The sequence below is a fragment of the Musicola paradisiaca NCPPB 2511 genome, from assembly GCF_000400505.1.
GTDB classification, from domain to species: Bacteria; Pseudomonadota; Gammaproteobacteria; order Enterobacterales; family Enterobacteriaceae; genus Musicola; species Musicola paradisiaca.
Window position 1 is genome coordinate 3236307 of sequence record NZ_CM001857.1, and the last position, 21164, is coordinate 3257470.

Genomic DNA, 21164 nt, shown 5'->3' on the forward strand with positions numbered 1-21164 from the left:
CAGAGCAAGCTAACGCTGAATAAGCGGTTGCACTTTATTATCAATCGCTTCCCTTGCGCGGAATATTCGAGACCGAACGGTGCCGACGGGGCAGTCCATGATTTCGGCAATCTCCTCATAACTCAACCCATCCAGTTCACGTAATGTAATCGCCATCCGCAAATCTTCAGGCAACGACTCAATAGTCTGAAAAACGATCCGTCGTAACTCTTCTGACAACATTAAGTTCTCAGGGTTCGAAATTTCTTTTAACGCGCCGACATTTTCATAATTTTCGGCATCGTTGGCGTCCACATCGCTGGAAGGTGGACGACGCCCCTGAGCAACCAGATAATTTTTTGCGGTATTCACCGCGATACGATACAGCCAGGTATAGAACGCGCTTTCACCGCGAAATGACTCTAGCGCGCGATAGGCTTTAATAAATGATTCCTGCACAACGTCAGGTACATCACCGGGCGGAACATAACGGGATACCAGACTCGCCACCTTATGTTGGTAGCGGACGACCAGTAAATTAAACGACGCTCTGTCGCCTCTCTGGACCCGCTCAACCAGCACCTGATCCGCTAACTGCTCGCTCATCCGAGGTAATATCTCCCCAAATCTGTCTCCACGCCCCAATTACATACCGCCAGCCATTATCAGAAAAATCGAGCAAGCACTCGTTTCGAGTCTGGTTTGCGTCATAAAGTTCCACACATGGCATTTTTATTTTGCTCTTCACGCAAAGCATGCCGTACAGCATCGGACAACCTTCGTTCAATTCCGTCAGGTATGTCACACAACCATGAAAATCATACGTTAAAAGTACGTCTCTGGCATCCCGAACCACCAGCCGCAGCATCCCTCTTGCTACAAGGTTTAATAAACTAAACAAAAATGATGTATGAATGTATTTATTGATGCTAGCATCACTAACATTGTTTTATAAACTAAACAAACATCATGCCTTCGACGACAGAACACCATTCAACGACAGAACACCATTGCGATGTCCTCATCATCGGTAGCGGCGCCGCCGGGCTTTCCCTTGCACTTCGTCTGGCCCCCCATGCCAGAGTCATGGTGCTTAGCAAAGGCCCGTTGAATGAAAGCGCCACGTTTTATGCTCAGGGCGGTATCGCCGCAGTTTTCGACGAAACCGACAGCATTGAGTCGCATATTGAAGATACGCTCATCGCCGGAGATGGGCTGTGTGATCGCGAAGCCGTTTCCTTTATCACCCGAAATGCCAAACAGTGTGTTCAGTGGCTGATCGATCAAGGCGTGCTGTTCGATACTGAAACCGACGACCAGGGCGAAGCGCGTTACCACCTGACGCGCGAAGGTGGCCACAGCCATCGTCGCATTCTGCATGCCGCAGACGCCACTGGCAAAGAAGTGGAAACCACGCTGGTATCTCAAGCCAGACAGCATCCCAATATCATCCTGCTGGAGCGTTACAATGCTGTTGATTTGATCACATCCAGTAAGCTCGGGCTATCCGGTCACAAACGTGTAGTAGGCGCTTACATCTGGAACCGGGAGAAGGAACATGTCGAAGCCTGCCGGGCCAAAGCCGTCGTTCTGGCCACGGGCGGTGCCTCGAAGGTTTATCAATACACCACCAATCCTGATATTTCTTCCGGCGATGGTATCGCGATGGCATGGCGAGCAGGGTGCCGGGTGGCAAACATGGAGTTCAACCAGTTTCATCCCACCTGCCTTTATCATCCGCAAGCACGAAATTTCCTGCTAACAGAGGCGCTACGTGGTGAAGGCGCCTACCTGAAACGGCCGGATGGCAGCCGTTTCATGCCCGATTTCGACGCTCGGGCGGAACTGGCGCCCAGAGATATCGTAGCGCGCGCCATCGATCATGAAATGAAGCGGCTGGGTGCGGACTGCATGTATCTGGATATCAGCCACAAGCCCGCCGACTTCATTACCCAGCATTTCCCTACTATTTACGACAAACTCCTGTCGCTGGGCATCGATCTTACCCGGGAGCCGATCCCTATCGTCCCTGCAGCCCACTATACCTGTGGCGGAGTGGTGGTAGATCAGCAGGGCCGCACCGATCTCAGCGGCCTCTACGCCATTGGCGAAGTCAGCTATACCGGTCTGCACGGCGCCAACCGAATGGCATCGAACTCACTACTGGAATGTTTGGTCTACGGTTGGTCAGCCGCCGAAGACATTCTGCGGCGTTTACCCCACAAAACACTGGTCGACAACCTCCCCCCCTGGGACGAAAGCCAGGTGGAAAACTCCGACGAAAAAGTGGTCATCCAACACAACTGGCATGAACTGCGGCTATTCATGTGGGACTATGTCGGCATCGTGCGGACCACCAAACGCCTGGAGCGCGCACTCCGCCGCATTAACCTGTTGCAACAGGAAATCAACGAGTATTACGCCAATTTCCGTATTTCCAACAATCTGCTGGAATTACGCAATCTGGTGCAGGTCGCCGAATTGATCGTGCGGTGTGCGCTAGCCCGCAAGGAGAGCCGCGGTCTGCACTACACGCTGGACTACCCGGAACATACGGATACTCTCCAGCCCACCATGCTGCATCCGTAAGCGCCCCCGGTCATAGCCGTCAGCAAGCGCTCACATAGACAGGTAGAAATCCTGTGTGAGCGCCCGATAATCCGGTGAATATTGCTGCAATTCATCACGGATCAACAACGCGCTGCTATACACAGGGTCAATCGGTGCCTGCGTCAATGCCAGCAGGACACGATGCACCGGACGCCGAGGATTGTCGGCCACATCAACCCGCAACGCCAAATGCCATTGCAAGGATTCAGCAAGGAAGAGAAAGTCCCCGACGATCTGGCTAGGCAGCACCACGCAAAAGCGCCCTTCCGGCATCAGCACCGCACTCACCGAATGCAACAACGCCTCATGCGACAACGAGCTGGTATAGCGTGCCTGCGTCCGCTGTGGCGATGCGCACGCGACGCCAGCGGCAAAATAAGGCGGATTGCTCACCACCAGCGAATAGCGATGCGGCGTCGTACAGGAAAACTCGACGATATCTGCCTGATGAACCACCACCGTATCGCGCCAGGGGGATGCCGCAACGTTCTCCGCCGCTTGTACGCTGGCTGCAATATCAAGCTCCACGGCATCCACCGGAACCCGTCCCTCACATCGTTGGGCCAGCATCAGGGAAATCAGCGCCGATCCGCAACCGACGTCCAGAATCCGGCTTTCATGACGCAACGGCGCCCAGGCACCCAGTAATATGCCATCGGTTCCCACTTTCATGGCACAGCGGTCATGAGCAATAAAAAACCGTTTAAACGTAAAACCATCAGCACGCAAGTCAGGCGTATGCTGCCGAGCACTCATGTATGTCGATCCTTTTTCTGTCAGCGCAACGCGGTAATATCCGGCATTATAGGTGACGCTCACCCCCGACTTCACGCAGAAACCATTGCATTCATTCTTCGGGGGGCTTAATCGCCGTTCTGCTTTAACAGATGAACAAGCAGAGTAATACGTCTATAATCGGCGCCCCGAACAGAGGTGGATCATGACTGCAACCAATTTTTCCGAGTTTGACCTTGATGAAAGCCTGCTTGAGGCCCTGAATGATATGGGTTTCAAGCGTCCGACAGCCATTCAGGCGGCGGCGATTCCCCCGGCGATGGATGGCAGGGACATACTGGGATCCGCTCCGACCGGCACAGGTAAAACAGCCGCTTACTTGCTGCCAGCCTTGCAACATCTGCTGGATTTTCCTCGCAAAAAATCAGGGCCGCCTCGTATCCTGATCCTGACGCCGACACGGGAACTGGCCATGCAGGTTGCTGATCAGGCGCGTACATTAGCGGCTCATACCCATCTGGATATCGCCACGATCACCGGCGGTGTCGCCTACATGAACCATGCTGAAGTCTTCAGCGAAAATCAGGACGTCGTCGTCGCAACCACCGGGCGTCTGTTGCAGTACATCAAAGAAGAAAACTTCGACTGCCGGGCAGTGGAAACGTTAATTCTGGATGAAGCCGACCGCATGCTGGATATGGGATTCGCCCAGGACATCGAACATATCGCCGGAGAAACCCGCTGGCGCAAACAAACGTTGCTGTTCTCCGCTACGCTGGAAGGCAACGCGGTTCAGGATTTCGCCGAACGGTTGCTCAACGAACCGGTTTCTGTTGAAGCGGATCCCTCACGCCGGGAACGGAAAAAATACAGCAATGGTACTACCGGGCAGACAATATCGAGCATAAGACGGCGCTGCTGTGCCATTTGCTTCGCCAACCCGATGTGACCCGCTCCATTATTTTCGTTCGCAAACGCGAGCGCGTGCATGAGCTGGTCGATTGGCTTCGCCAGGCTGGTATCGACGCCTGCTATCTGGAAGGCGAAATGGTGCAGGCCAAACGCAACGAGGCGATTACCCGTTTGAGCAACGGCCGGGTAAACGTACTGGTGGCAACCGATGTGGCGGCCCGGGGGCTGGATATTTTGGATATTAGCCATGTCTTCAACTTCGATATGCCGCGTACTGCCGATATTTATTTGCACCGCATCGGGCGTACCGGACGAGCAGGTCGCAAAGGATGCGCCATCTCACTGGTAGAAGCTCACGATCATCTGCTGCTCGGAAAAGTCAGCCGTTATCTGAACGAACCGCTCAAAATGCGCGTTGTCGAGGAACTACGGCCAACGACGCGCGCGCCTAGCGAAAAGTCCACGGGGAAACCCTCGAAGAAGGCCCTGGCCAAACGTAAAGAGCAAAAAGAGAAAGAAAAAGAGAAGCAAAAAGTCAAAGTCAAGGTTCGGCATCGCGATCGCAAAAATATCGGCAAACGCCGTCAACCAAGCGCGCCGACGGACAAACCAGCCGACAGTGGCGAACAGTAAAAGTAAATATCCGCCTCAACACTGGAAGCTTTACGGAACCCCCAGCCTAGCAAGGGGTTCTATAGACAAAAAGAGGGAGCCTATCGGCTCCCTCTTTTCATTTTCAAATCGATACCCGTAATAACTTACAGACTTTCCGTAAAAGTGCGGGTGATAACGTCACGCTGCTGTTCCGGCGTCAGTGAATTGAAACGGACGGCATAGCCGGATACGCGAATAGTCAACTGAGGATACTTTTCCGGATTTTTTACTGCATCTTCCAGCGTTTCACGACGCAGAACATTAACGTTCAGATGCTGCCCTCCTTCAACGCGAACCTGCGGCTTCACTTCGAGCGGAACTTCGCGATATTCGAATTGGCCCAGATCGCTGACGGCGATTACCTGATCTTCGCTAAAACCAGATTTTGCACAAACACAACGAGCCTGGGATTTTTCGTCATCCAGCAACCAAAAAGAATTAACCAGAGCGTTGTTGTTTGCTTTAGTGATTTGAATACCTGTAATCATAAGGCCTCCGTGGGCAGCATCGTTTTGCCTAAAAGAAAAAGGCCGCACCCTGCAACAAATGCCAACATTCATTAACATCAGCATTAACGCGGCCAGATTTGTTCTCTTATATACCAGCCCATTGATGGGCAATCCTTGATTTAAATCAATTTTAAAAAGCCAAAACAAAAGCGATTGAGCATAAATAATTGTTTCACATCAATTTTACCCAAAGCAATCTATTAAATATTTTTTGTAAATTTTCAATTTTTTTTGCATTGCAATAATGACTTCGGCAAATCGGGCACCTTCAGGTTTTACCTGCAGTGCAAGGGACGGTAAGCTACTCGCCTTTAATCCGCTCCCCTTCTTTGAACATGTAAAAGGCACATGATGGCAACTTCCCTGACCTGGCACGATGTGTTGGCACAAGAGAAACAGCAACCTTATTTCACCCAGACGATGACGTTCGTTCACCAAGAACGAGCCGCAGGCAAGGTGATTTATCCTCCCCAGAAAGACGTCTTCAATGCGTTCCGCTTTACGGAGTTTCACGCGGTGAAGGTCGTCATTCTTGGACAGGATCCCTATCACGGCCCAAATCAGGCACACGGGCTGTCTTTCTCGGTGCGTCCCGGCGTACCGGCCCCCCCATCGCTGGTCAATATCTATAAGGAACTTGCCAACGATATCCCCGGTTTTACCACTCCCGATCACGGTTTCCTGCAAAGTTGGGCGCAACAAGGGGTAATGCTGCTCAATACCGTGTTGACGGTAGAAGCAGGGAAAGCGCACTCGCATGCCAATCTTGGGTGGGAAACCTTTACCGATAAGGTCATTGAGACACTGAATGCGCATCGTGAAGGCATCGTGTTTTTACTATGGGGTTCACACGCGCAGAAAAAAGGCAGCATGATCGACCCTAAACGCCACCACGTGTTGAAAGCACCTCACCCCTCCCCCCTTTCCGCCCACCGTGGTTTTTTGGGATGCAGGCATTTCTCACAAGCTAATGCCTTGTTGGAACAACAGGGAGATACACCGATAGATTGGACTCCCCGATTACCGGAAAGGGAATAACGGCGTCAGCCATTGTCCCTTTCGTCGGATCAATGGCTGATATCGTTAGATATTCTGCAGACAACGCGACGCAAGGATTAAGGATTAAGGATTAAGGATTAAGGATTAAGGATTAAGGATTAAGGATTAAGGATTAAGGATACGACATGAAGTATTACGGAAGAATTTGGTGGAGCTAAGCGGGATCGAACCGCTGACCTCTTGCATGCCATGCAAGCGCTCTCCCAGCTGAGCTATAGCCCCACACCTGGGTCAACCCATGAAACATCCAAACAATGCGTTGTTTGGTGGAGCTAAGCGGGATCGAACCGCTGACCTCTTGCATGCCATGCAAGCGCTCTCCCAGCTGAGCTATAGCCCCGTTTCATACGCTGTATCGTGTGAACGGGGCGGATAATATGCAACGCTATCCGTGCTGTCAACGCCAAAATCAATTTCCCTGACCGAACGCTGAAAAAGCCGTCAAAACCAGCTGACAAGACCATCGGCCCCACAGATATCAACCGGATTAACGTCATTTGTCATCACTCACGGCAAGACTGATTTTTCGATTACTTTATGAGTAAAAAGTCTTTTTGATTATCGGTAAAACATCAACAATACATTTTCCTTATTACTATGGAGTGCCCTGAAGTGAAAGATGCAACCATCGCCCTACACCATGGTTTTCGCGCCGATCCCGTCACCAAAGCCGTAGCCGTACCTATTTACCAGAATGTCGCATTTGAATTCGATAACGCGCAGCATGGCGCAGACCTGTTCAATCTTGAAGTTCCAGGCAATATTTACACCCGCATCATGAACCCGACCAATGATGTGCTGGAACAACGCCTCGCAGCGCTGGAGGGCGGTATCGCCGCATTGGTGGTTTCAGCCGGTAGTGCAGCCATTGCCTACGCGATTCAGACGCTGACCCGCCAGGGAGATAACATCGTTTCCACGCCTCAGCTTTATGGCGGCACCTATACGTTATTCGCCCACATGCTGCCCAGCTTCGGCGTCGAAGTCCGTTTCGCCAGCGATGACTCGCCAGAGGCTATCGAAAAGCTGATTGATGACAAAACTCGTCTGGTTTATTGCGAAAGCATCGGCAACCCAGCAGGGAATATTGTAGACCTGGAAGGGTTTGCGAACGTCGCCCACCGCCATGGAATTCCGCTGGTTGTGGATAACACCGTGGCCTCTCCGGTACTTTGTAAACCCATCCAGTTTGGCGCTGACATTGTGGTTCATTCCATCACCAAATATGTCGGGGGGCACGGCAATTCGTTGGGCGGCGTCATTGTCGATGCCGGCACCTTCCCCTGGCAGCAGTACCCGGAAAAATTCCCCGGGTTGAATCACCCTGAGCCGGCTTACCACGGCGTGGTCTACACAGAGACATTCGGCTCCGCTGCCTTTATCGCCAGGGCGCGCACCGTACCATTGCGCAACACCGGCGCAGCATTATCACCCACCAATGCCTTCTTGCTTCTGCAAGGGCTGGAAACGCTGTCGCTACGCATGGAGCGGCATGTAGAAAATGCCCGTAAAGTCGCTGAATATCTGCAATCACATCCCAAGGTCGGCTGGGTAAGCTATGCCGGGCTGCCTGAGCATCCGCATTACGCGCTGGCTCAAAAGTATATGAAGGGTACTCCCTCGGCGATCCTCTCTTTCGGGTTGAAAGAGGGTTATGAAGCGGGCGTCCGTTTCTACGATGCGCTCAACATATTCAAACGGCTGGTAAATATTGGCGATGCCAAATCGCTGGCCTGCCACCCAGCCTCAACGACACATAGACAGATGACAGAAGAAGAACAAGCCAAGGCGGGTGTAAAACCGGAGATGATTCGGTTATCCGTCGGCATAGAAGCAATAGAGGATTTGCTGGACGACCTTGAACAGGCGCTGAATGCCTGACGCCATTAGACAAAAAACCCTGGCAAGCCAGGGTTCTCATGCGCATTCGACAGCAAATTACTGCGCCTGTGCCTCACGCTCAGCGATGAAGGCAAGCGCCCGATCGATGCGCGTCAGTGAGCGAGCCTGACCGACCGCATGCACGGTTGCATCTACAGCCGGAGACTGGCCGATACCCGTCACGGCGACACGCAATGGCATCCCGACTTTCCCCATACCTTGCTGTAGTTCATCAGCCGTTCCCTGAATCGCATGATGAATATTTTCCACCGTCCAATCCGTGATAGCCGCAAGCTTGACGCGCACCAACTCCAACGGCTGGCGGGCAACCGGTCGTAGGTGTTTTTTGGCCGCATCGGCGTCAAACTCGTCGAACTCCTCATAGAAGTAACGGCATGAAGCGGCAATGTCCTTCAGCGTCTTGCAACGCTCGCCCAGCAGCGTCACCAGCGCGCTCAATTGTGGGCCGCTGCGGGTATCAATTCCTGCCTGCTCTATATGCCAGGAAAGGTGGGTCGCCACATATTCAGGTGCCAAATGGTTAATGTAATGATGGTTCAGCCACAACAATTTTTCGGTATTAAATGCACTGGCGGATTTGCTGACAGCATCCAGAGAGAACAATTGCTTCATCTCGTCGATAGAGAAAATTTCCTGATCACCGTGGGCCCATCCCAAACGCACCAGATAATTGAGCAACGCCTCCGGCAGATAGCCGTCATCACGGTATTGCATCACACCAACAGCGCCATGACGTTTGGACAATTTTTTGCCGTCGTCGCCCAGAATCATGGATACATGTGCATATTCCGGTACCGGTGCGCCTAACGCCTTCAGGATATTAATCTGCCGCGGCGTGTTGTTGATATGGTCTTCCCCACGAATCACATGTGTGATTTCCATATCCCAGTCATCAATAACCACACAGAAGTTATAAGTGGGTGAACCATCAGTGCGACGAATAATCAGATCATCCAGTTCCTGATTGCTGAACTCGATCGGGCCGCGAATATTGTCATTAAACACGACGGAACCATCTTGTGGATTACGAAAGCGCACGACATGCGGCTCATCTGCGGCATGATGTTCATGAGAATCGCGGCAACACCCGTCATAGCGCGGCTTTTCACCTTTCGCCATCTGATCTTCACGCAGCGTTTCCAGGCGCTCTTTGGAGCAATAACACTTATATGCCGTACCATTCTCCAGCATTTGATCGATAACGGCGTTATAGCGATCAAAACGCTTGGTTTGATAATACGGACCTTCATCCCAATTCAGGTTCAGCCAATTCATACCATCCATGATAGCGTCAATGGCTTCCTTGGTTGAGCGCTCCAAATCGGTATCTTCAATACGCAATACGAACTCACCACCGTGACTACGGGCGAATAACCAGGAATAGAGCGCAGTACGCGCACCGCCGACATGAAGATAACCAGTAGGACTTGGCGCAAAACGTGTTTTGATTTTCATTGGGATTACAGCCTTATTACGTAACGGCTATCAATAATACCGGTACGGGGTTACGAAAAAGTGGGCAATATTCTACCACTCTACCTTGAATCCTCAACGCCATAACAACGCCGCAAGGCCTGTTGCAACAGCAAAACGTGCAAGAATTCAACGACAACGCATACAAACACGGCATTTCGCCTAATTTTACGACGAACAGTGATTTTCATCTGAAAAAGCGTTGACTCACTTTGAACTATCCCTATAATGCGACTCCACACAACGAGGGTGATTAGCTCAGCTGGGAGAGCACCTCCCTTACAAGGAGGGGGTCGGCGGTTCGATCCCGTCATCACCCACCACTTAAACAAGCTTGTGAAAGTGTCCCGTTGTGAAGAATTCAAGTTGATATGTGGGTGATTAGCTCAGCTGGGAGAGCACCTCCCTTACAAGGAGGGGGTCGGCGGTTCGATCCCGTCATCACCCACCACATATCGCCAGCGCCTTGAATCTTGAATTAGAAGTGGGTGATTAGCTCAGCTGGGAGAGCACCTCCCTTACAAGGAGGGGGTCGGCGGTTCGATCCCGTCATCACCCACCACTTCTATGGGTCGTTAGCTCAGTCGGTAGAGCAGTTGACTTTTAATCAATTGGTCGCAGGTTCGAATCCTGCACGACCCACCAATTAAACGCTTTGTCCCATCATTTCTTATCACCAATCATCAAGCCTCAAAGTCACTCCAGCTTATTGTTTATTTTCAATATATTGCCGGATTCAGCGCTGTTATTGGATTGACGGTGTTTTCGCCGGGAAGAAGAATATTTCGCCTTCCCGTCAAATTGTTGTACCGTACAAACCGCCATGCTAGCAGAAAAAATAGCGCGAAATGCCCCCTTCAATCGCCGAAAACACAGTCCATACATCATTGAAAATCGATCCCGCCACCCTCCGCATCCGCTCCAGCGACGATCCTGACCAGAACGCCCCCAGAAAAACGGCTGTTTAGCCAATAGGCTTTTATTTATTGCTCCACGCCTGTAAAGCAAATTTTTTGACGAGGTATGTCAAATGTATTTGTTTTTTATTCCGTAGTGAAACTAAGACACTAGCGCCGTATGCAGAACCATTGTCCACAAAGGAAACCATGATGATCGTCAAGGCAAACAAATTTTTTACAGGTTTAACCCATCATCCTGACGCCGGCAAACTGCTACTGCGTCTGACCGTCGGCATCTTGCTGCTGTTTCATGGAGTGGCAAAAATCGAGAATGGCGTAGGCTGGATTGCCGGCATGTTGGCCAAACAGGGGCTGCCGGGCTTTATCGCCTACGGTGCTTATATTGGTGAAATCATTGCGCCGGTGCTGATTATTCTGGGTCTCTTTACCCGCATTTCCGCCGCCGTGGTTGCCTTTAATCTGTTGGTCGCCACCTTATTGGTGACGCTGGGTAAATTCTTCACCATCACCAACGTCGGCGCATGGGGGCTTGAAGGCGAAGCCTTCTACTTCCTGTGCAGTCTGGTCATCATGCTGCTGGGCAGCGGTCGTTATTCCGTCGCATCCAACGATGACTATCGCTAAGTGACCCCACTGGTTTTAACGCATAAAAAAACGCCTTTTCAGGCGTTTTTTATATCTCAGATTTCCCAGTCATAATTATAGCGCTTCGGCCTGAACTGCAGCGTATCACCGCGGCTCAATCCAGACAGCACGTCATCATCATGGGCAATTTCCGCCTCGATAAATTCGCTCTGCCCCTCGATTTTCAGCACGACGCGCGTCAACGCGCCAAGGGGACGGATATCCTTCACCACCACGGGTTGGAAATCCGCCTGAATCTGCCGGGACAGTAAAACCTCATGCGGCCGGAACTGGATCATCTTCTCCCCTCCGCCTACCGCCAAACGGTTACTATCTCCCAGGAAGTTATAGACAAACTCGCTGGCCGGATGGTTATAAACCTCATACGGCGTCCCGATCTGTTCAATAACGCCTTTATTCATCAGCACGATGCGATCCGCCACTTCCATCGCCTCTTCCTGATCGTGCGTGACAAACACCGACGTCAGGTTGATCTCTTCATGCAATCGGGACAACCAGCGACGCAGTTCCTTGCGCACTTTGGCATCCAGCGCGCCGAAAGGCTCATCCAGCAGCAGAATTCGGGGTTCGACAATCAATGCACGCGCCAGCGCAATACGCTGGCGTTGCCCGCCGGATAATTGCTCCGGATAACGATCCGCCAGCCAGTCCAACTGCACCATGTTAAGCAGCTCATGGACTTTGACGTCGATCTCGCGCTTCGAAGGGCGTATAGCCTTCGGCTTCATACGCAAACCAAACGCCACATTGTCGAAGACCGTCATATGTCGGAACAACGCATAATGTTGAAAAACGAACCCGACATTGCGATCACGGACATCGTGAACGGAAACATCCTCGCCGTGGAACACAATGTTGCCGGTATCCGGTTTTTCCAAACCGGCGATAATGCGCAGCAGCGTTGTTTTACCGCATCCGGAAGGGCCGAGCAGCGCGACAAGCTCGCCGCTTTGAATCGCCAGATTGATCTCATTCAATGCCCGAAACTGACCAAACTGCTTATTAATATTGCGAACCTCAATGCTCATTTTTGGTCAGCTCCCGTTGTTCCTCAAATTGTTTTGTCAAACGTATTTCACTCCACTGGCGCAGCAGCAATACCACCAACGACATCACCAGTAGCAGAATCGCCACGCTGAAAGCGGCCACAATATTGTATTCGTTGTACAGAATTTCGATGTGCAGCGGCAACGTGTTGGTCAGGCCGCGAATATGCCCCGACACCACAGATACTGCGCCGAATTCCCCCATAGCGCGCGCCGTACACAGCACCACGCCATACACCAATGCCCATTTCACGTTGGGTAAAGTGATATGCCAGAACATCTGCCACCCATTGGCTCCCAACAAACGAGCCGCTTCCTCTTCCTGGCTCCCTTGCTGTTCCATCAGTGGAATCAACTCGCGCGCCACATACGGCAAAGTCACGAAAATTGTCGCCAATACAATGCCGGGCACCGCGTACACGACTTCCAGATGATGAGCAGTCAGGAACGGATACAGTTTACTCTGGGCACCGAACAGCAATACATACATCAGGCCAGTGACGACCGGAGAGACTGAAAACGGCAGATCCAACAACGCCAGCAGTAACGATTTGCCGCGAAACTCGAATTTCGTGACGCACCAGGCAACCGCCAGCCCGAAGATCATGTTGAGCGGCACAGAGATCACTGTCGCCAACAATGTCAGTCTGAGCGCAGACAGCACATCCGGTTCGACAATCGCCGACCAGAAAGCGCCGATACCTTTATGCAACCCCTGCGTCACCACCATCAGCAACGGCAGAACAAGAATCAGGAAAAAGACGATCCAGGCCAACGACACCAGAATATAAAACGCTGCCGGACGCCTGCCGGAGGCAGAACGCGCACTGATCGGCACAGAAATGCTTTGATCCATGGTCATCCTTTACAACCTGGGTTGAATACGACGCTGTAGCAAATTGATCAGCAACAGCATAATGAACGAGACCACCAGCATGAAGACGCCGATGCCGGTCGCGCCCTTGTAATCGTATTGATCCAATTTGGAGACGATCAATAACGGCAGAATTTCAGTCTTGAACGGAATATTGCCAGCGATGAACACCACTGAACCGTATTCCCCGACGCCACGAGCGAACGCCAACGCAAAACCGGTAAGCCAAGCCGGCAGGATCGCCGGCAACAACACATGGCGAAATGCCTGCAACGGGTTAGCCCCCAAACAGGCGGCGGCTTCTTCAATTTCTTTGGGGATATCCGCCAGTACCGGCTGCAACGTCCTTACCACGAACGGTAACGTCACGAAAATCAACGCCAACGTGATCCCCAGGCTGGTATAAGCAATACGAAACGGAAACAGCGAACCAATCAGCCCGGTCGGCGCATACAAGGATGTCAACGCAATACCGGCCACCGCGGTTGGCAACGCGAAAGGCATATCGATCATGGCATCAATGATTTTACGGCCCGGAAAGCGGTATCTCACCAATACCCAGGCCAGCAGGGTACCCAGAATACCGTTGATAAAGGCTGCAGCCAGTGCGGAGCCAAAGGACAGTTGAAGAGAAACCAGCACCTGTCGGCTGGAGATAAGCTGCCAGAACTGGGGAAATGTCAGCTGGCTGGCATACAGCAACATCACCGCCATCGGGATCAGCACGACAAGCGCCAGATAGGACAGGCTGAACCCCAGCGTTAAACCAAAACCGGGAATAACCGGCAAAATTCTTCTCGACATAAAGCGCCTTTCATCACAACACAGTGCCGACATGCCATGCAGACATCCAGCGTGACAAAACCGTCCCAATAAGGACGGTTTCAGCAATCCATCAATACGTTATTTATTGATCTGTTTGAAAATAGCGTCGAAGACACCGCCATCATCGAAGAATTTAGGCTGAGCCTGCTTCCAACCACCAAACTCGCCGTCGATCGTCACCAGTTTCACCGGGGCAAACTGGGATTTAAATTCTTCCGCCACTTTGGCATTACGCGGACGATAGAAGTTTTTCGCGATAATACGCTGAGCCTCTTCGCTATAGAGATAATCCAGGTAGGCTTCCGCCTGTTTACGAGTGCCTTTACGTTCCACCACGGCATCCACAACCGCGACCGGCGGTTCCGCCAGAATGGAAATGGAAGGCGTGACGATTTCTAGCTGATCGCCCCCCTGCTCCTGCAACGACAGGTAAGCTTCGTTTTCCCAGGCAATCAACACATCGCCCAACTGGCGTTGCACGAAGCTGATGGTTGCGCCACGCGCGCCGGTATCCAGCACCGGAGCATGCTTGTAAAGCTCAGTCACGAACGTCAACGCACTGTCGTCCGTACCGCCCGGCAAGTGTTTAGCGTATGCCCAGGCCGCCAGAAAATTCCAACGCGCGCCGCCGGAGGTCTTCGGGTTTGGCGTAATCACCTGTACATCCGGTTTGATCAAATCACCCCAGTCCTTGATATGCTTCGGGTTTCCTTTGCGCACCAGAAAGACGATGGCCGAGGTATAAGGCGTACTGTTTTCCGGCAGCCGCGCCTGCCATTTCGGATCGATCAGTTGCTGGTTAAGGTTGAGCGCATCAATATCACCCGCCAACGCCAACGTCACCACATCGGCCTGCAGGCCGTCGATGACTGAGCGCGCCTGTTTACCCGACCCGCCATGCGAATTCCTGATGGTGATATCTTCACCCGTGGTAGCTTTCCAGTGTTTGATAAACGCCGCGTTGTATTGCTGATACAGTTCACGGGTCGGATCATAAGAAACATTCAACAGTTCCGTAGCGGCAGAAGCTATTCCGGAAAATAACAGTGCGGCGGTAGCCAGCGATACTCCCAGACGGCGCATAGACATGAATCCTCACTCCCTAAATAGTCATTTGTATAATCTTCCCGGGCCGCCGGCGGTTGGAAAAGTGCGCCAGGGGAACCGTAACGTGTCATGAATATCATCGAACAAACTGGCGTTTACTCGCAATGAGGCCGCCGCCGGTTTTTAACTATGGAAGGGACAATAGTGGATAAGAGGGGGAGGACAAAAATACCCTTTAGGGATAATTTATGCAGTCTCGTTATATTGTCATGGCGTTAACCATCATTTTAAATCTAAAAATACGCCGTTAGGGCCATTCATGGCGGGAGTAAAATCGCCGCCATTTATCCATCGGAAGAGAACTGCGCTATGCCGCGTCCCATCCATACACATCATGTACTGGATTACTGGTCTTCATCCAATTGCAGCGCGATATACAGCAACAGACGATCATCAAAACTGCTCAAATCCAGACCCGTTAGTTCCGAAATGCGATTAAGACGATACTCCAATGTATTACGGTGAATAAACAATGCTTTGGCTGTAGCCCCCGGCTGAACATTCTGCCGAAACCAGGCATTCAGCGTCCGACGCAGCAAACCATTACTGTCCATCGCCTTCAAACGCGCCAGCGGGCGCACCAACTCGTTGGCCTGCCAGCCGCCGCGCAGGCTGTCGAGCAGTACGGGCAACATCAAATCCTGATAAAAATAACTACGTTGCGCCGGCATTCGTTGCTTACCGACGCTCATGGTAGTACGTGCGGTACGATAAGAACGGGCGATACTGCCCGAACCGGAGAAATAGTTCCCCAACGCCACTCTGACGCGCAAACGGCTACTCTCTTCCATGCGCGAGAGCAGCGTATCCACGCGACGACGATGGTCTTCCGCATCCCAGCGACCGTGGCTGGTCAACGCGGGCTTCAGCACCACCATTTCCGTCAACGATACAATGGCGATCAGATTGTTCCGTTCCGGTGTCGTCAACAACGTCTGCAGTTGCTGCAATTCCGCCATGGCGCTATCTACGCCCAGTTGCCCGCTGTCCACTTCCACCACCGCGACCACGCGCGGCTGATTCAGATCAATGCCCAGCCGCTGCGCCCATTCCATCAGCGCCGGGGACAATTCATCAGTACGAATCAGGTTCAGCACCAGTTCCTCGCGCAGGCGGCTGTCCTGTGCCAGCATATGCAGCAATCTGGCCTGCTCCAGCATCATCTCCGCAGTCATACATACCAGTTCGCCATACTGACGCAATTGACCGGGATTACCGGTCAAGCCGATGACCCCGACAATCTCGCCATCAATGCGCAACGGCAGGTTGACGCCGGGCCGTACCCCTTGCAGGTGGCGGGCTACCGCTTCGTCAATATCCACCACGCGGCCTTGCGACAATGCCAATAACGCCCCTTCATGCAATTCCCCAATACGCTCTCTGTCACCGCTGCCGATGATGCGCCCTCTTGCATCCATCACATTGATATTGCTATCAATAATCTGCATGGTTCGCGCAACGATATCCTGCGCCAGTTTGGCATTTAGATGGTAGGACGCCATTTCAACCTCAGGAAAGACAGAGACATTTGCACCAGCATAACGTTGTGAATTCCCTCACACATTATGCAACTGCATGAAAACTGGCGTATCGCATAGGATTTGTGGATGAAATCACAAAATAGTGGGGAGAACCGGCTGACCGCCGTAAAAAACAGCTATGTCGGTCAGGCCGCTGGCCCAGGCCTGCTCTAAAAGAAGAAAGCCGGGGGAGCGATCTCCCCCGGCAATCCTCCTCGCATCCCGGTTGTCAGTCGGCTGGCATTCAGCAAATTCGCGCCGATTTATTGAATCAACAGATAAAGTACCGTATCGCCACGACGAATATTCAACGCCAACACCGGCGGTTTACTGTCAATAATCTTGCGCAGTTCACCAATATTTTCGACCGGCTGTTGATTAACCCCAAGAATGACGTCATCCGGCTTCAGACCAATACGCGCCGCGGCAGAACCCGGTTTCACCTGGTCGACCCGCACGCCTTTTTGACCGTTCACCTGAGTATTACTCAGTTCGGCCCCTTCAATGGCTGAATTCAGATTTCCCGAAGCCACCTGCGTTTGCGCGCTCTGCTGTAGAGTGACATTCACCGTCACGGGTTTACCATCGCGAATCAACCCCAGCGACAGCGAACTCCCCACCGGCAGAGAGCCGACTTGAGCCCGTAGTGCGGCGAAACTGCTTATCGCCTTGCCGTTAAGGGAAACAATGACATCCCCGGCTTTGATCCCGGCTTTCGCCGCCGCGGAGTTCGGCTGTACCTGGCTGACGAACGCACCGCGCTGGGTATCCAGTTTCATCGCTTTGGACAGATCGGCGTTCAATTCGGTGCCCAGAATACCCAGTTCACCGCGTTTCACCTCGCCGTACTCCACAATCTGGCTGACCAGATTCTTCACAATGTTGCTGGGAATGGCGAAACCGATGCCGACATTACCGCCGCTCGGCGCCAGGATTGCGGTATTCAAACCAATCAGTTCACCATTCAGATTGACCAACGCCCCGCCGGAGTTACCCCGGTTGATGGCGGCGTCCGTCTGAATGAAATCTTCATAATTTTCAATATTCAGGCCGCTGCGCCCCAATGCGGAAATGATGCCGGACGTCGCGGTTTCGCCCAGCCCGTAAGGGTTGCCGATCGCGACCGCATAATCGCCGACGCGCAGTTGATCGGAATCGGCGATGTGAATCGCCGTCAGATTGCTGAAGTCCTGCAACTGAATCAACGCCACGTCTGAGCGCGGATCCTTACCAATCACCTTGGCGTCATACTTACGGCCATCGTTCAGGCGCACCTGAATCTTATCCGCGTTATCCACCACATGGTTATTGGTCACGACATAGCCTTTAGCGGCATTGATGATCACCCCGGCGCCCAGCGCCTGAAACGCTTGCTGCGGCGCAGCATCCCCCTCCTCATCGTCGCCCTGACACATCGGCGAGGATTGGAAAGGCGACCCTTCCTGACAGAACGGTGAATTTTCGCCGAAGAACGGCTGCAACTGCGGCGGTACATTCGCGCGTTTGGCCGCCGCCGTATGTCCATCGACGTAGACATTCACCACGGAAGGCATCACCTGCTCCAGCATCGGCGCCAAACTGGGCAGTTGCGTACTGGAGGAAGAAACCGATTCCGCCGCAGCGGCAGGCAGCGTACCGACAGCCATCGCCAGACTCAGCGCCAGCGCGCTCAACATCAATGATTTTCTTTTCATCGCAATATGTCTCACATTCAGTCAACCGGTAAATATCGGGCAACGCTCGCCTGACGCCGTGTTTATCGTCAGACGTCAGCCGCAGGCCGACATAGTGGAAATAGCCCACCCGCGCTTCACCCGGAAAGTCGTACTGTATGGACTCACTATGCGCAGTGGAGTTCACCTTACGCAAGGCAGTGAAGCGTAAGTAAATATTGTCCGAATTTACAAAACTCGCCACGTTTTGCAACCACGCATTGGGCCGCACGCCAAGCCACGACACACCTTGTTTTGTGTGCCGACAACCGCGTTAAAAGGCGGTACCGGCGATGCAATAATGACAAAATGCAGCCTAGTCCGCCGCCATCAGCCGACGGTACTCATCGTAAGCGTAGAGATCGGTCATACCACTGATGTAATCCAGAATCAGGCGGGCACGGTAGTAGTATTCCCAAACTTCTTGCTCCGCCGCCGAAAGCCTCGCCGTGCCTTCGGTCGCTTCGCAATAGGCCAGGCAATGTTTGCGCGACAGTTTGTGATAAAGGCGGGTTTCTATGGGGTAGCCGCGGTGCGATTCCTCCGCCACCAGTTTGCGGAAATCCTCATACGGCATGTTCAACAGCGGAGAGTAAATATCCAGCAAGCCACCGATCACCCGGTATCCCTGCAGTTCCAACTGCTCGACTTCGTGGTGATTAAATACATGTTTCACTGCGACTTCTTTAAAAACCTTTAATAATCTGTTGTGCGGCCCGTCATCTTCCAGCAGGGACTGATTAAAACTGCCGTCAAAAATGGCAGGCAGATTACGGATAAAACGCTGTGCGGCGTGGGGCACCAGACTCGCTACGGTGTTGACGCGCAAATTCATGAAGAACTGATCGTTTTCGCTGCGCCAGCGGCGACGCGACATCGACTCAAAAGCGCGGCCGATGGTATCGCTGAATAGATCGCCCGGTTTCACGTCGCCCCAAACGGCGCACATAAACTGGTAGAGACGATCGACAGAGACAATATCTTTCTCCACCGCATCCTCCAGATCCGCGATGCAATAGGAGATGTCATCCGCCGCCTCCATGATGTAGGTCAGTGGGAAACGCTGATACTCACCCATATTCAGTTCGCGCCGCAGTGTTCTCACAAACGGTTCTTCCGCCAGATAAAAGCCCGGTTTTTTCATCAAGTAACGATAAACAGCGGGCACATCGTCCTGCCAATAGGCCGGCCGGGTGTATTTGAGAATACAGCCGACCTGGGCATAGGTCAGATTCAGTTTCAGCAAGGTATGCACCAACCGAATCGCCTGGGCATTGCCTTCGAAATGGCTGAGGTCCTGGCGAATGCGCAAGCGAAGCCGGTTCAATTCTTCCTGGCCCGAGCGCAACTGCAGACAAGGCACCTGACAGGCATCCTCCCGGCCGGTATCGGAATGAGCGAACGCCGGGTCAAGACGCTGTGTGAACCAGTTATTCAATGCGGCTTCACCAAAGTGGCCGAACGGCGGATTACCGATATCGTGCATCAGGCAAGCCATCTCCACCAGGCTCTCGAACGGCGTTTCAAACCGCGCCAGTCCCAGCGTCTGAAGTTGGCCGGATTTGCGCAGGCGCTTCATCACCTCCTTGACGATATAGCGCCCCACCTGCTGCACCTCCATCGAATGCGTCAAACGGGAACGCACCGCGGCATTACGCTCCAGCGGGAAGACCTGCGTTTTCTGCTGTAACCGCCGGATGGCGGCGGAGTTGATGATGCGCCCCCGGTCGCTCTCAAACTGGCGAATAATATCGTCTTCATTCTCGGCGCTAATCGGTTGACTGAACGGACGCTGAAAACTGATCTTCCGCGCAAAATCGATATCAGACATATTTGTTCTCCATCCCATGCTGTGCCTGCGTCATCGCTCCCCTTCGCCCATCCTGTCGCCGCGTTCTCGCTGCCGCTCCAGCCATGATAGACTAGCCGCCATGACACTCCTGTTATTTCTGGCAAATCTGTGGGGAACCTTATGAAAGTTGGCATTATTGGCGCGATGGAGCAAGAAGTAATCCTGCTGCGGGATCAGATTCAGAACCGCCAGACCTTCCAGCGCGCAGGCTGCGAAATTTACAGCGGCCAGTTGCACGGCGTAGACGTGGCGGTATTGAAATCCGGCATCGGTAAAGTGGCCGCCGCATTGGGCACCACGCTGCTGCTTGAACACTTCCAGCCGGATGTGGTGATCAACACCGGCTCTGCCGGCGGTCTGGCGTCATCGCTAAACGTCGGCGATATCGTGGTTTCCGATGAAGTGCGCTATCACGACGCCGACGTCACCGCCTTTGGGTATGCGCCGGGGCAAATGGCCGGCTGCCCGGCCGCTTTTACCGCCGATCCCAACCTGATTACACTGGCCCGGCAGTCCATCGCCAGCCTCAAACTGAATGCCGTGAGCGGGCTGGTGGTCAGCGGCGATGCCTTCATCAACGGCAAGGAACCGCTGGCTCGCATTCGCCAGACGTTCCCGCAGGCGATAGCCGTTGAGATGGAAGCCACCGCCATCGGCCATGTCTGTCACCAGTTTGGCGTACCTTTCGTGGTCGTGCGCGCCATATCCGATGTCGCCGATCAGGAATCTCATCTCAGCTTCGACGAATTTTTGGCCACCGCCGCCCAGCAATCTACCCAGATGGTGGAACACATGCTGCAATCGCTGGCGCAGCCTCGCTAAATCGCCGT

16 protein-coding genes, 6 tRNA genes and 1 pseudogene are annotated in these 21164 nt (G+C 52.9%); 10 read left to right on the forward strand and 13 right to left on the reverse strand.

Going from position 1 to position 21164, the window contains the following annotated elements:
- Positions 1-9: 9 nt before the first annotated feature.
- Positions 10-585, reverse strand: a complete 576-nt coding sequence (gene rpoE / locus DPA2511_RS14325; protein WP_015854473.1) for an RNA polymerase sigma factor RpoE — start codon at positions 583-585, stop codon at positions 10-12.
- Positions 586-948: 363 nt separating this feature from the next.
- Here rpoE and nadB point away from each other — a divergent pair, with 363 nt between their 5' ends.
- The gene (gene nadB, locus DPA2511_RS14330; protein ID WP_015854474.1) at positions 949-2568 is read left to right on the forward strand and encodes an L-aspartate oxidase; all 1620 of its coding nucleotides are present in this window, start codon (positions 949-951) and stop codon (positions 2566-2568) included.
- A gap of 30 nt (positions 2569-2598) precedes the next feature.
- On the opposite strand, the gene trmN is transcribed toward nadB, so the two are convergent.
- Positions 2599-3345, reverse strand: coding sequence for a tRNA(1)(Val) (adenine(37)-N(6))-methyltransferase TrmN (gene trmN, locus DPA2511_RS14335; RefSeq protein WP_015854475.1), 747 nt, complete (start codon positions 3343-3345; stop codon positions 2599-2601).
- Positions 3346-3529: 184 nt separating this feature from the next.
- Between trmN and srmB the strand changes: the two are divergent.
- Positions 3530-4869, forward strand: a pseudogene (gene srmB / locus DPA2511_RS21870) (ATP-dependent RNA helicase SrmB).
- A 125-nt stretch (positions 4870-4994) separates the two neighbouring features.
- Here the strand turns inward: srmB and grcA are convergent.
- Positions 4995-5378, reverse strand: a complete 384-nt coding sequence (gene grcA / locus DPA2511_RS14345; RefSeq protein ID WP_015854477.1) for an autonomous glycyl radical cofactor GrcA — start codon at positions 5376-5378, stop codon at positions 4995-4997.
- Positions 5379-5750: 372 nt separating this feature from the next.
- Here grcA and ung point away from each other — a divergent pair, with 372 nt between their 5' ends.
- Positions 5751-6437 (forward strand): uracil-DNA glycosylase, encoded by a 687-nt coding sequence (ung, locus tag DPA2511_RS14350; RefSeq protein WP_015854478.1) that lies wholly within the window; start codon positions 5751-5753, stop codon positions 6435-6437.
- A gap of 167 nt (positions 6438-6604) precedes the next feature.
- Here ung and DPA2511_RS14355 read toward each other — a convergent pair.
- Positions 6605-6680 (reverse strand) — tRNA-Ala (locus tag DPA2511_RS14355).
- 42 nt (positions 6681-6722) lie between these two features.
- A tRNA-Ala gene (locus DPA2511_RS14360) sits at positions 6723-6798 on the reverse strand.
- 272 nt (positions 6799-7070) lie between these two features.
- On the opposite strand from DPA2511_RS14360, the gene DPA2511_RS14365 reads away from it, so the two are divergent.
- Positions 7071-8339 (forward strand): O-acetylhomoserine aminocarboxypropyltransferase/cysteine synthase family protein, encoded by a 1269-nt coding sequence (locus DPA2511_RS14365; RefSeq protein WP_015854479.1) that lies wholly within the window; start codon positions 7071-7073, stop codon positions 8337-8339.
- Between the two features lie 57 nt (positions 8340-8396).
- On the opposite strand, the gene gltX is transcribed toward DPA2511_RS14365, so the two are convergent.
- Positions 8397-9815 (reverse strand): glutamate--tRNA ligase, encoded by a 1419-nt coding sequence (gene gltX, locus DPA2511_RS14370; RefSeq protein WP_015854480.1) that lies wholly within the window; start codon positions 9813-9815, stop codon positions 8397-8399.
- A gap of 265 nt (positions 9816-10080) precedes the next feature.
- Here gltX and DPA2511_RS14375 point away from each other — a divergent pair.
- The 5 genes from DPA2511_RS14375 (at position 10081) to DPA2511_RS14395 (ending at position 11377) form a co-directional block, all read left to right on the forward strand.
- A tRNA-Val gene (locus DPA2511_RS14375) sits at positions 10081-10156 on the forward strand.
- A 52-nt stretch (positions 10157-10208) separates the two neighbouring features.
- Positions 10209-10284: transfer RNA gene (locus tag DPA2511_RS14380), tRNA-Val, on the forward strand.
- A gap of 35 nt (positions 10285-10319) precedes the next feature.
- Positions 10320-10395, forward strand: a tRNA-Val gene (locus DPA2511_RS14385).
- A 7-nt stretch (positions 10396-10402) separates the two neighbouring features.
- A tRNA-Lys gene (locus DPA2511_RS14390) sits at positions 10403-10478 on the forward strand.
- A gap of 464 nt (positions 10479-10942) precedes the next feature.
- The gene (locus tag DPA2511_RS14395) at positions 10943-11377 is read left to right on the forward strand and encodes a DoxX family protein (RefSeq protein WP_015854481.1); all 435 of its coding nucleotides are present in this window, start codon (positions 10943-10945) and stop codon (positions 11375-11377) included.
- 56 nt (positions 11378-11433) lie between these two features.
- Here DPA2511_RS14395 and DPA2511_RS14400 read toward each other — a convergent pair whose 3' ends face one another.
- The 7 genes from DPA2511_RS14400 to dgt form a co-directional block, all read right to left on the reverse strand.
- On the reverse strand, positions 11434-12426 hold the full coding sequence (locus DPA2511_RS14400; protein WP_015854482.1) for a sulfate/molybdate ABC transporter ATP-binding protein: 993 nt from the start codon (positions 12424-12426) through the stop codon (positions 11434-11436).
- Positions 12416-13300, reverse strand: a complete 885-nt coding sequence (gene cysW / locus DPA2511_RS14405; protein ID WP_015854483.1) for a sulfate ABC transporter permease subunit CysW — start codon at positions 13298-13300, stop codon at positions 12416-12418. The genes DPA2511_RS14400 and cysW overlap by 11 nt, the downstream gene beginning before the upstream one ends.
- 9 nt (positions 13301-13309) lie before the next feature.
- Positions 13310-14122, reverse strand: coding sequence for a sulfate ABC transporter permease subunit CysT (gene cysT / locus DPA2511_RS14410; RefSeq protein ID WP_015854484.1), 813 nt, complete (start codon positions 14120-14122; stop codon positions 13310-13312).
- 99 nt (positions 14123-14221) lie between these two features.
- Complete coding sequence (locus tag DPA2511_RS14415; protein ID WP_192459223.1) at positions 14222-15226, reverse strand: sulfate ABC transporter substrate-binding protein; 1005 nt, start codon at positions 15224-15226, stop codon at positions 14222-14224.
- A 368-nt stretch (positions 15227-15594) separates the two neighbouring features.
- Complete coding sequence (locus tag DPA2511_RS14420) at positions 15595-16752, reverse strand: CdaR family transcriptional regulator (RefSeq protein ID WP_015854486.1); 1158 nt, start codon at positions 16750-16752, stop codon at positions 15595-15597.
- Between the two features lie 281 nt (positions 16753-17033).
- Complete coding sequence (gene degP / locus DPA2511_RS14425) at positions 17034-18464, reverse strand: serine endoprotease DegP (RefSeq protein WP_015854487.1); 1431 nt, start codon at positions 18462-18464, stop codon at positions 17034-17036.
- Between the two features lie 334 nt (positions 18465-18798).
- Entirely contained in the window at positions 18799-20313 is a 1515-nt protein-coding gene (gene dgt, locus DPA2511_RS14430) for a dGTPase (protein WP_023638406.1), read from the reverse strand.
- A 141-nt stretch (positions 20314-20454) separates the two neighbouring features.
- Here dgt and mtnN point away from each other — a divergent pair, with 141 nt between their 5' ends.
- The gene (gene mtnN, locus DPA2511_RS14435; protein WP_015854489.1) at positions 20455-21156 is read left to right on the forward strand and encodes a 5'-methylthioadenosine/S-adenosylhomocysteine nucleosidase; all 702 of its coding nucleotides are present in this window, start codon (positions 20455-20457) and stop codon (positions 21154-21156) included.
- The last annotated feature ends 8 nt before the right edge of the window (positions 21157-21164 follow it).

What these genes read in the sequence shown, in the direction of transcription:
- rpoE (WP_015854473.1), bottom strand. Translation starts at nt 585, where the DNA reads ATGAGCGAGCAGTTAGCGGATCAGGTGCTGGTTGAGCGGGTCCAGAGA.
- nadB (WP_015854474.1), top strand. Translation starts at nt 949, where the DNA reads ATGCCTTCGACGACAGAACACCATTCAACGACAGAACACCATTGCGAT.
- trmN (WP_015854475.1), bottom strand. Translation starts at nt 3,345, where the DNA reads ATGAGTGCTCGGCAGCATACGCCTGACTTGCGTGCTGATGGTTTTACG.
- grcA (WP_015854477.1), bottom strand. Translation starts at nt 5,378, where the DNA reads ATGATTACAGGTATTCAAATCACTAAAGCAAACAACAACGCTCTGGTT.
- ung (WP_015854478.1), top strand. Translation starts at nt 5,751, where the DNA reads ATGGCAACTTCCCTGACCTGGCACGATGTGTTGGCACAAGAGAAACAG.
- gltX (WP_015854480.1), bottom strand. Translation starts at nt 9,815, where the DNA reads ATGAAAATCAAAACACGTTTTGCGCCAAGTCCTACTGGTTATCTTCAT.
- DPA2511_RS14395 (WP_015854481.1), top strand. Translation starts at nt 10,943, where the DNA reads ATGATCGTCAAGGCAAACAAATTTTTTACAGGTTTAACCCATCATCCT.
- DPA2511_RS14400 (WP_015854482.1), bottom strand. Translation starts at nt 12,426, where the DNA reads ATGAGCATTGAGGTTCGCAATATTAATAAGCAGTTTGGTCAGTTTCGG.
- cysW (WP_015854483.1), bottom strand. Translation starts at nt 13,300, where the DNA reads ATGGATCAAAGCATTTCTGTGCCGATCAGTGCGCGTTCTGCCTCCGGC.
- cysT (WP_015854484.1), bottom strand. Translation starts at nt 14,122, where the DNA reads ATGTCGAGAAGAATTTTGCCGGTTATTCCCGGTTTTGGTTTAACGCTG.
- DPA2511_RS14415 (WP_192459223.1), bottom strand. Translation starts at nt 15,226, where the DNA reads ATGCGCCGTCTGGGAGTATCGCTGGCTACCGCCGCACTGTTATTTTCC.
- DPA2511_RS14420 (WP_015854486.1), bottom strand. Translation starts at nt 16,752, where the DNA reads ATGGCGTCCTACCATCTAAATGCCAAACTGGCGCAGGATATCGTTGCG.
- degP (WP_015854487.1), bottom strand. Translation starts at nt 18,464, where the DNA reads ATGAAAAGAAAATCATTGATGTTGAGCGCGCTGGCGCTGAGTCTGGCG.
- dgt (WP_023638406.1), bottom strand. Translation starts at nt 20,313, where the DNA reads ATGTCTGATATCGATTTTGCGCGGAAGATCAGTTTTCAGCGTCCGTTC.
- mtnN (WP_015854489.1), top strand. Translation starts at nt 20,455, where the DNA reads ATGAAAGTTGGCATTATTGGCGCGATGGAGCAAGAAGTAATCCTGCTG.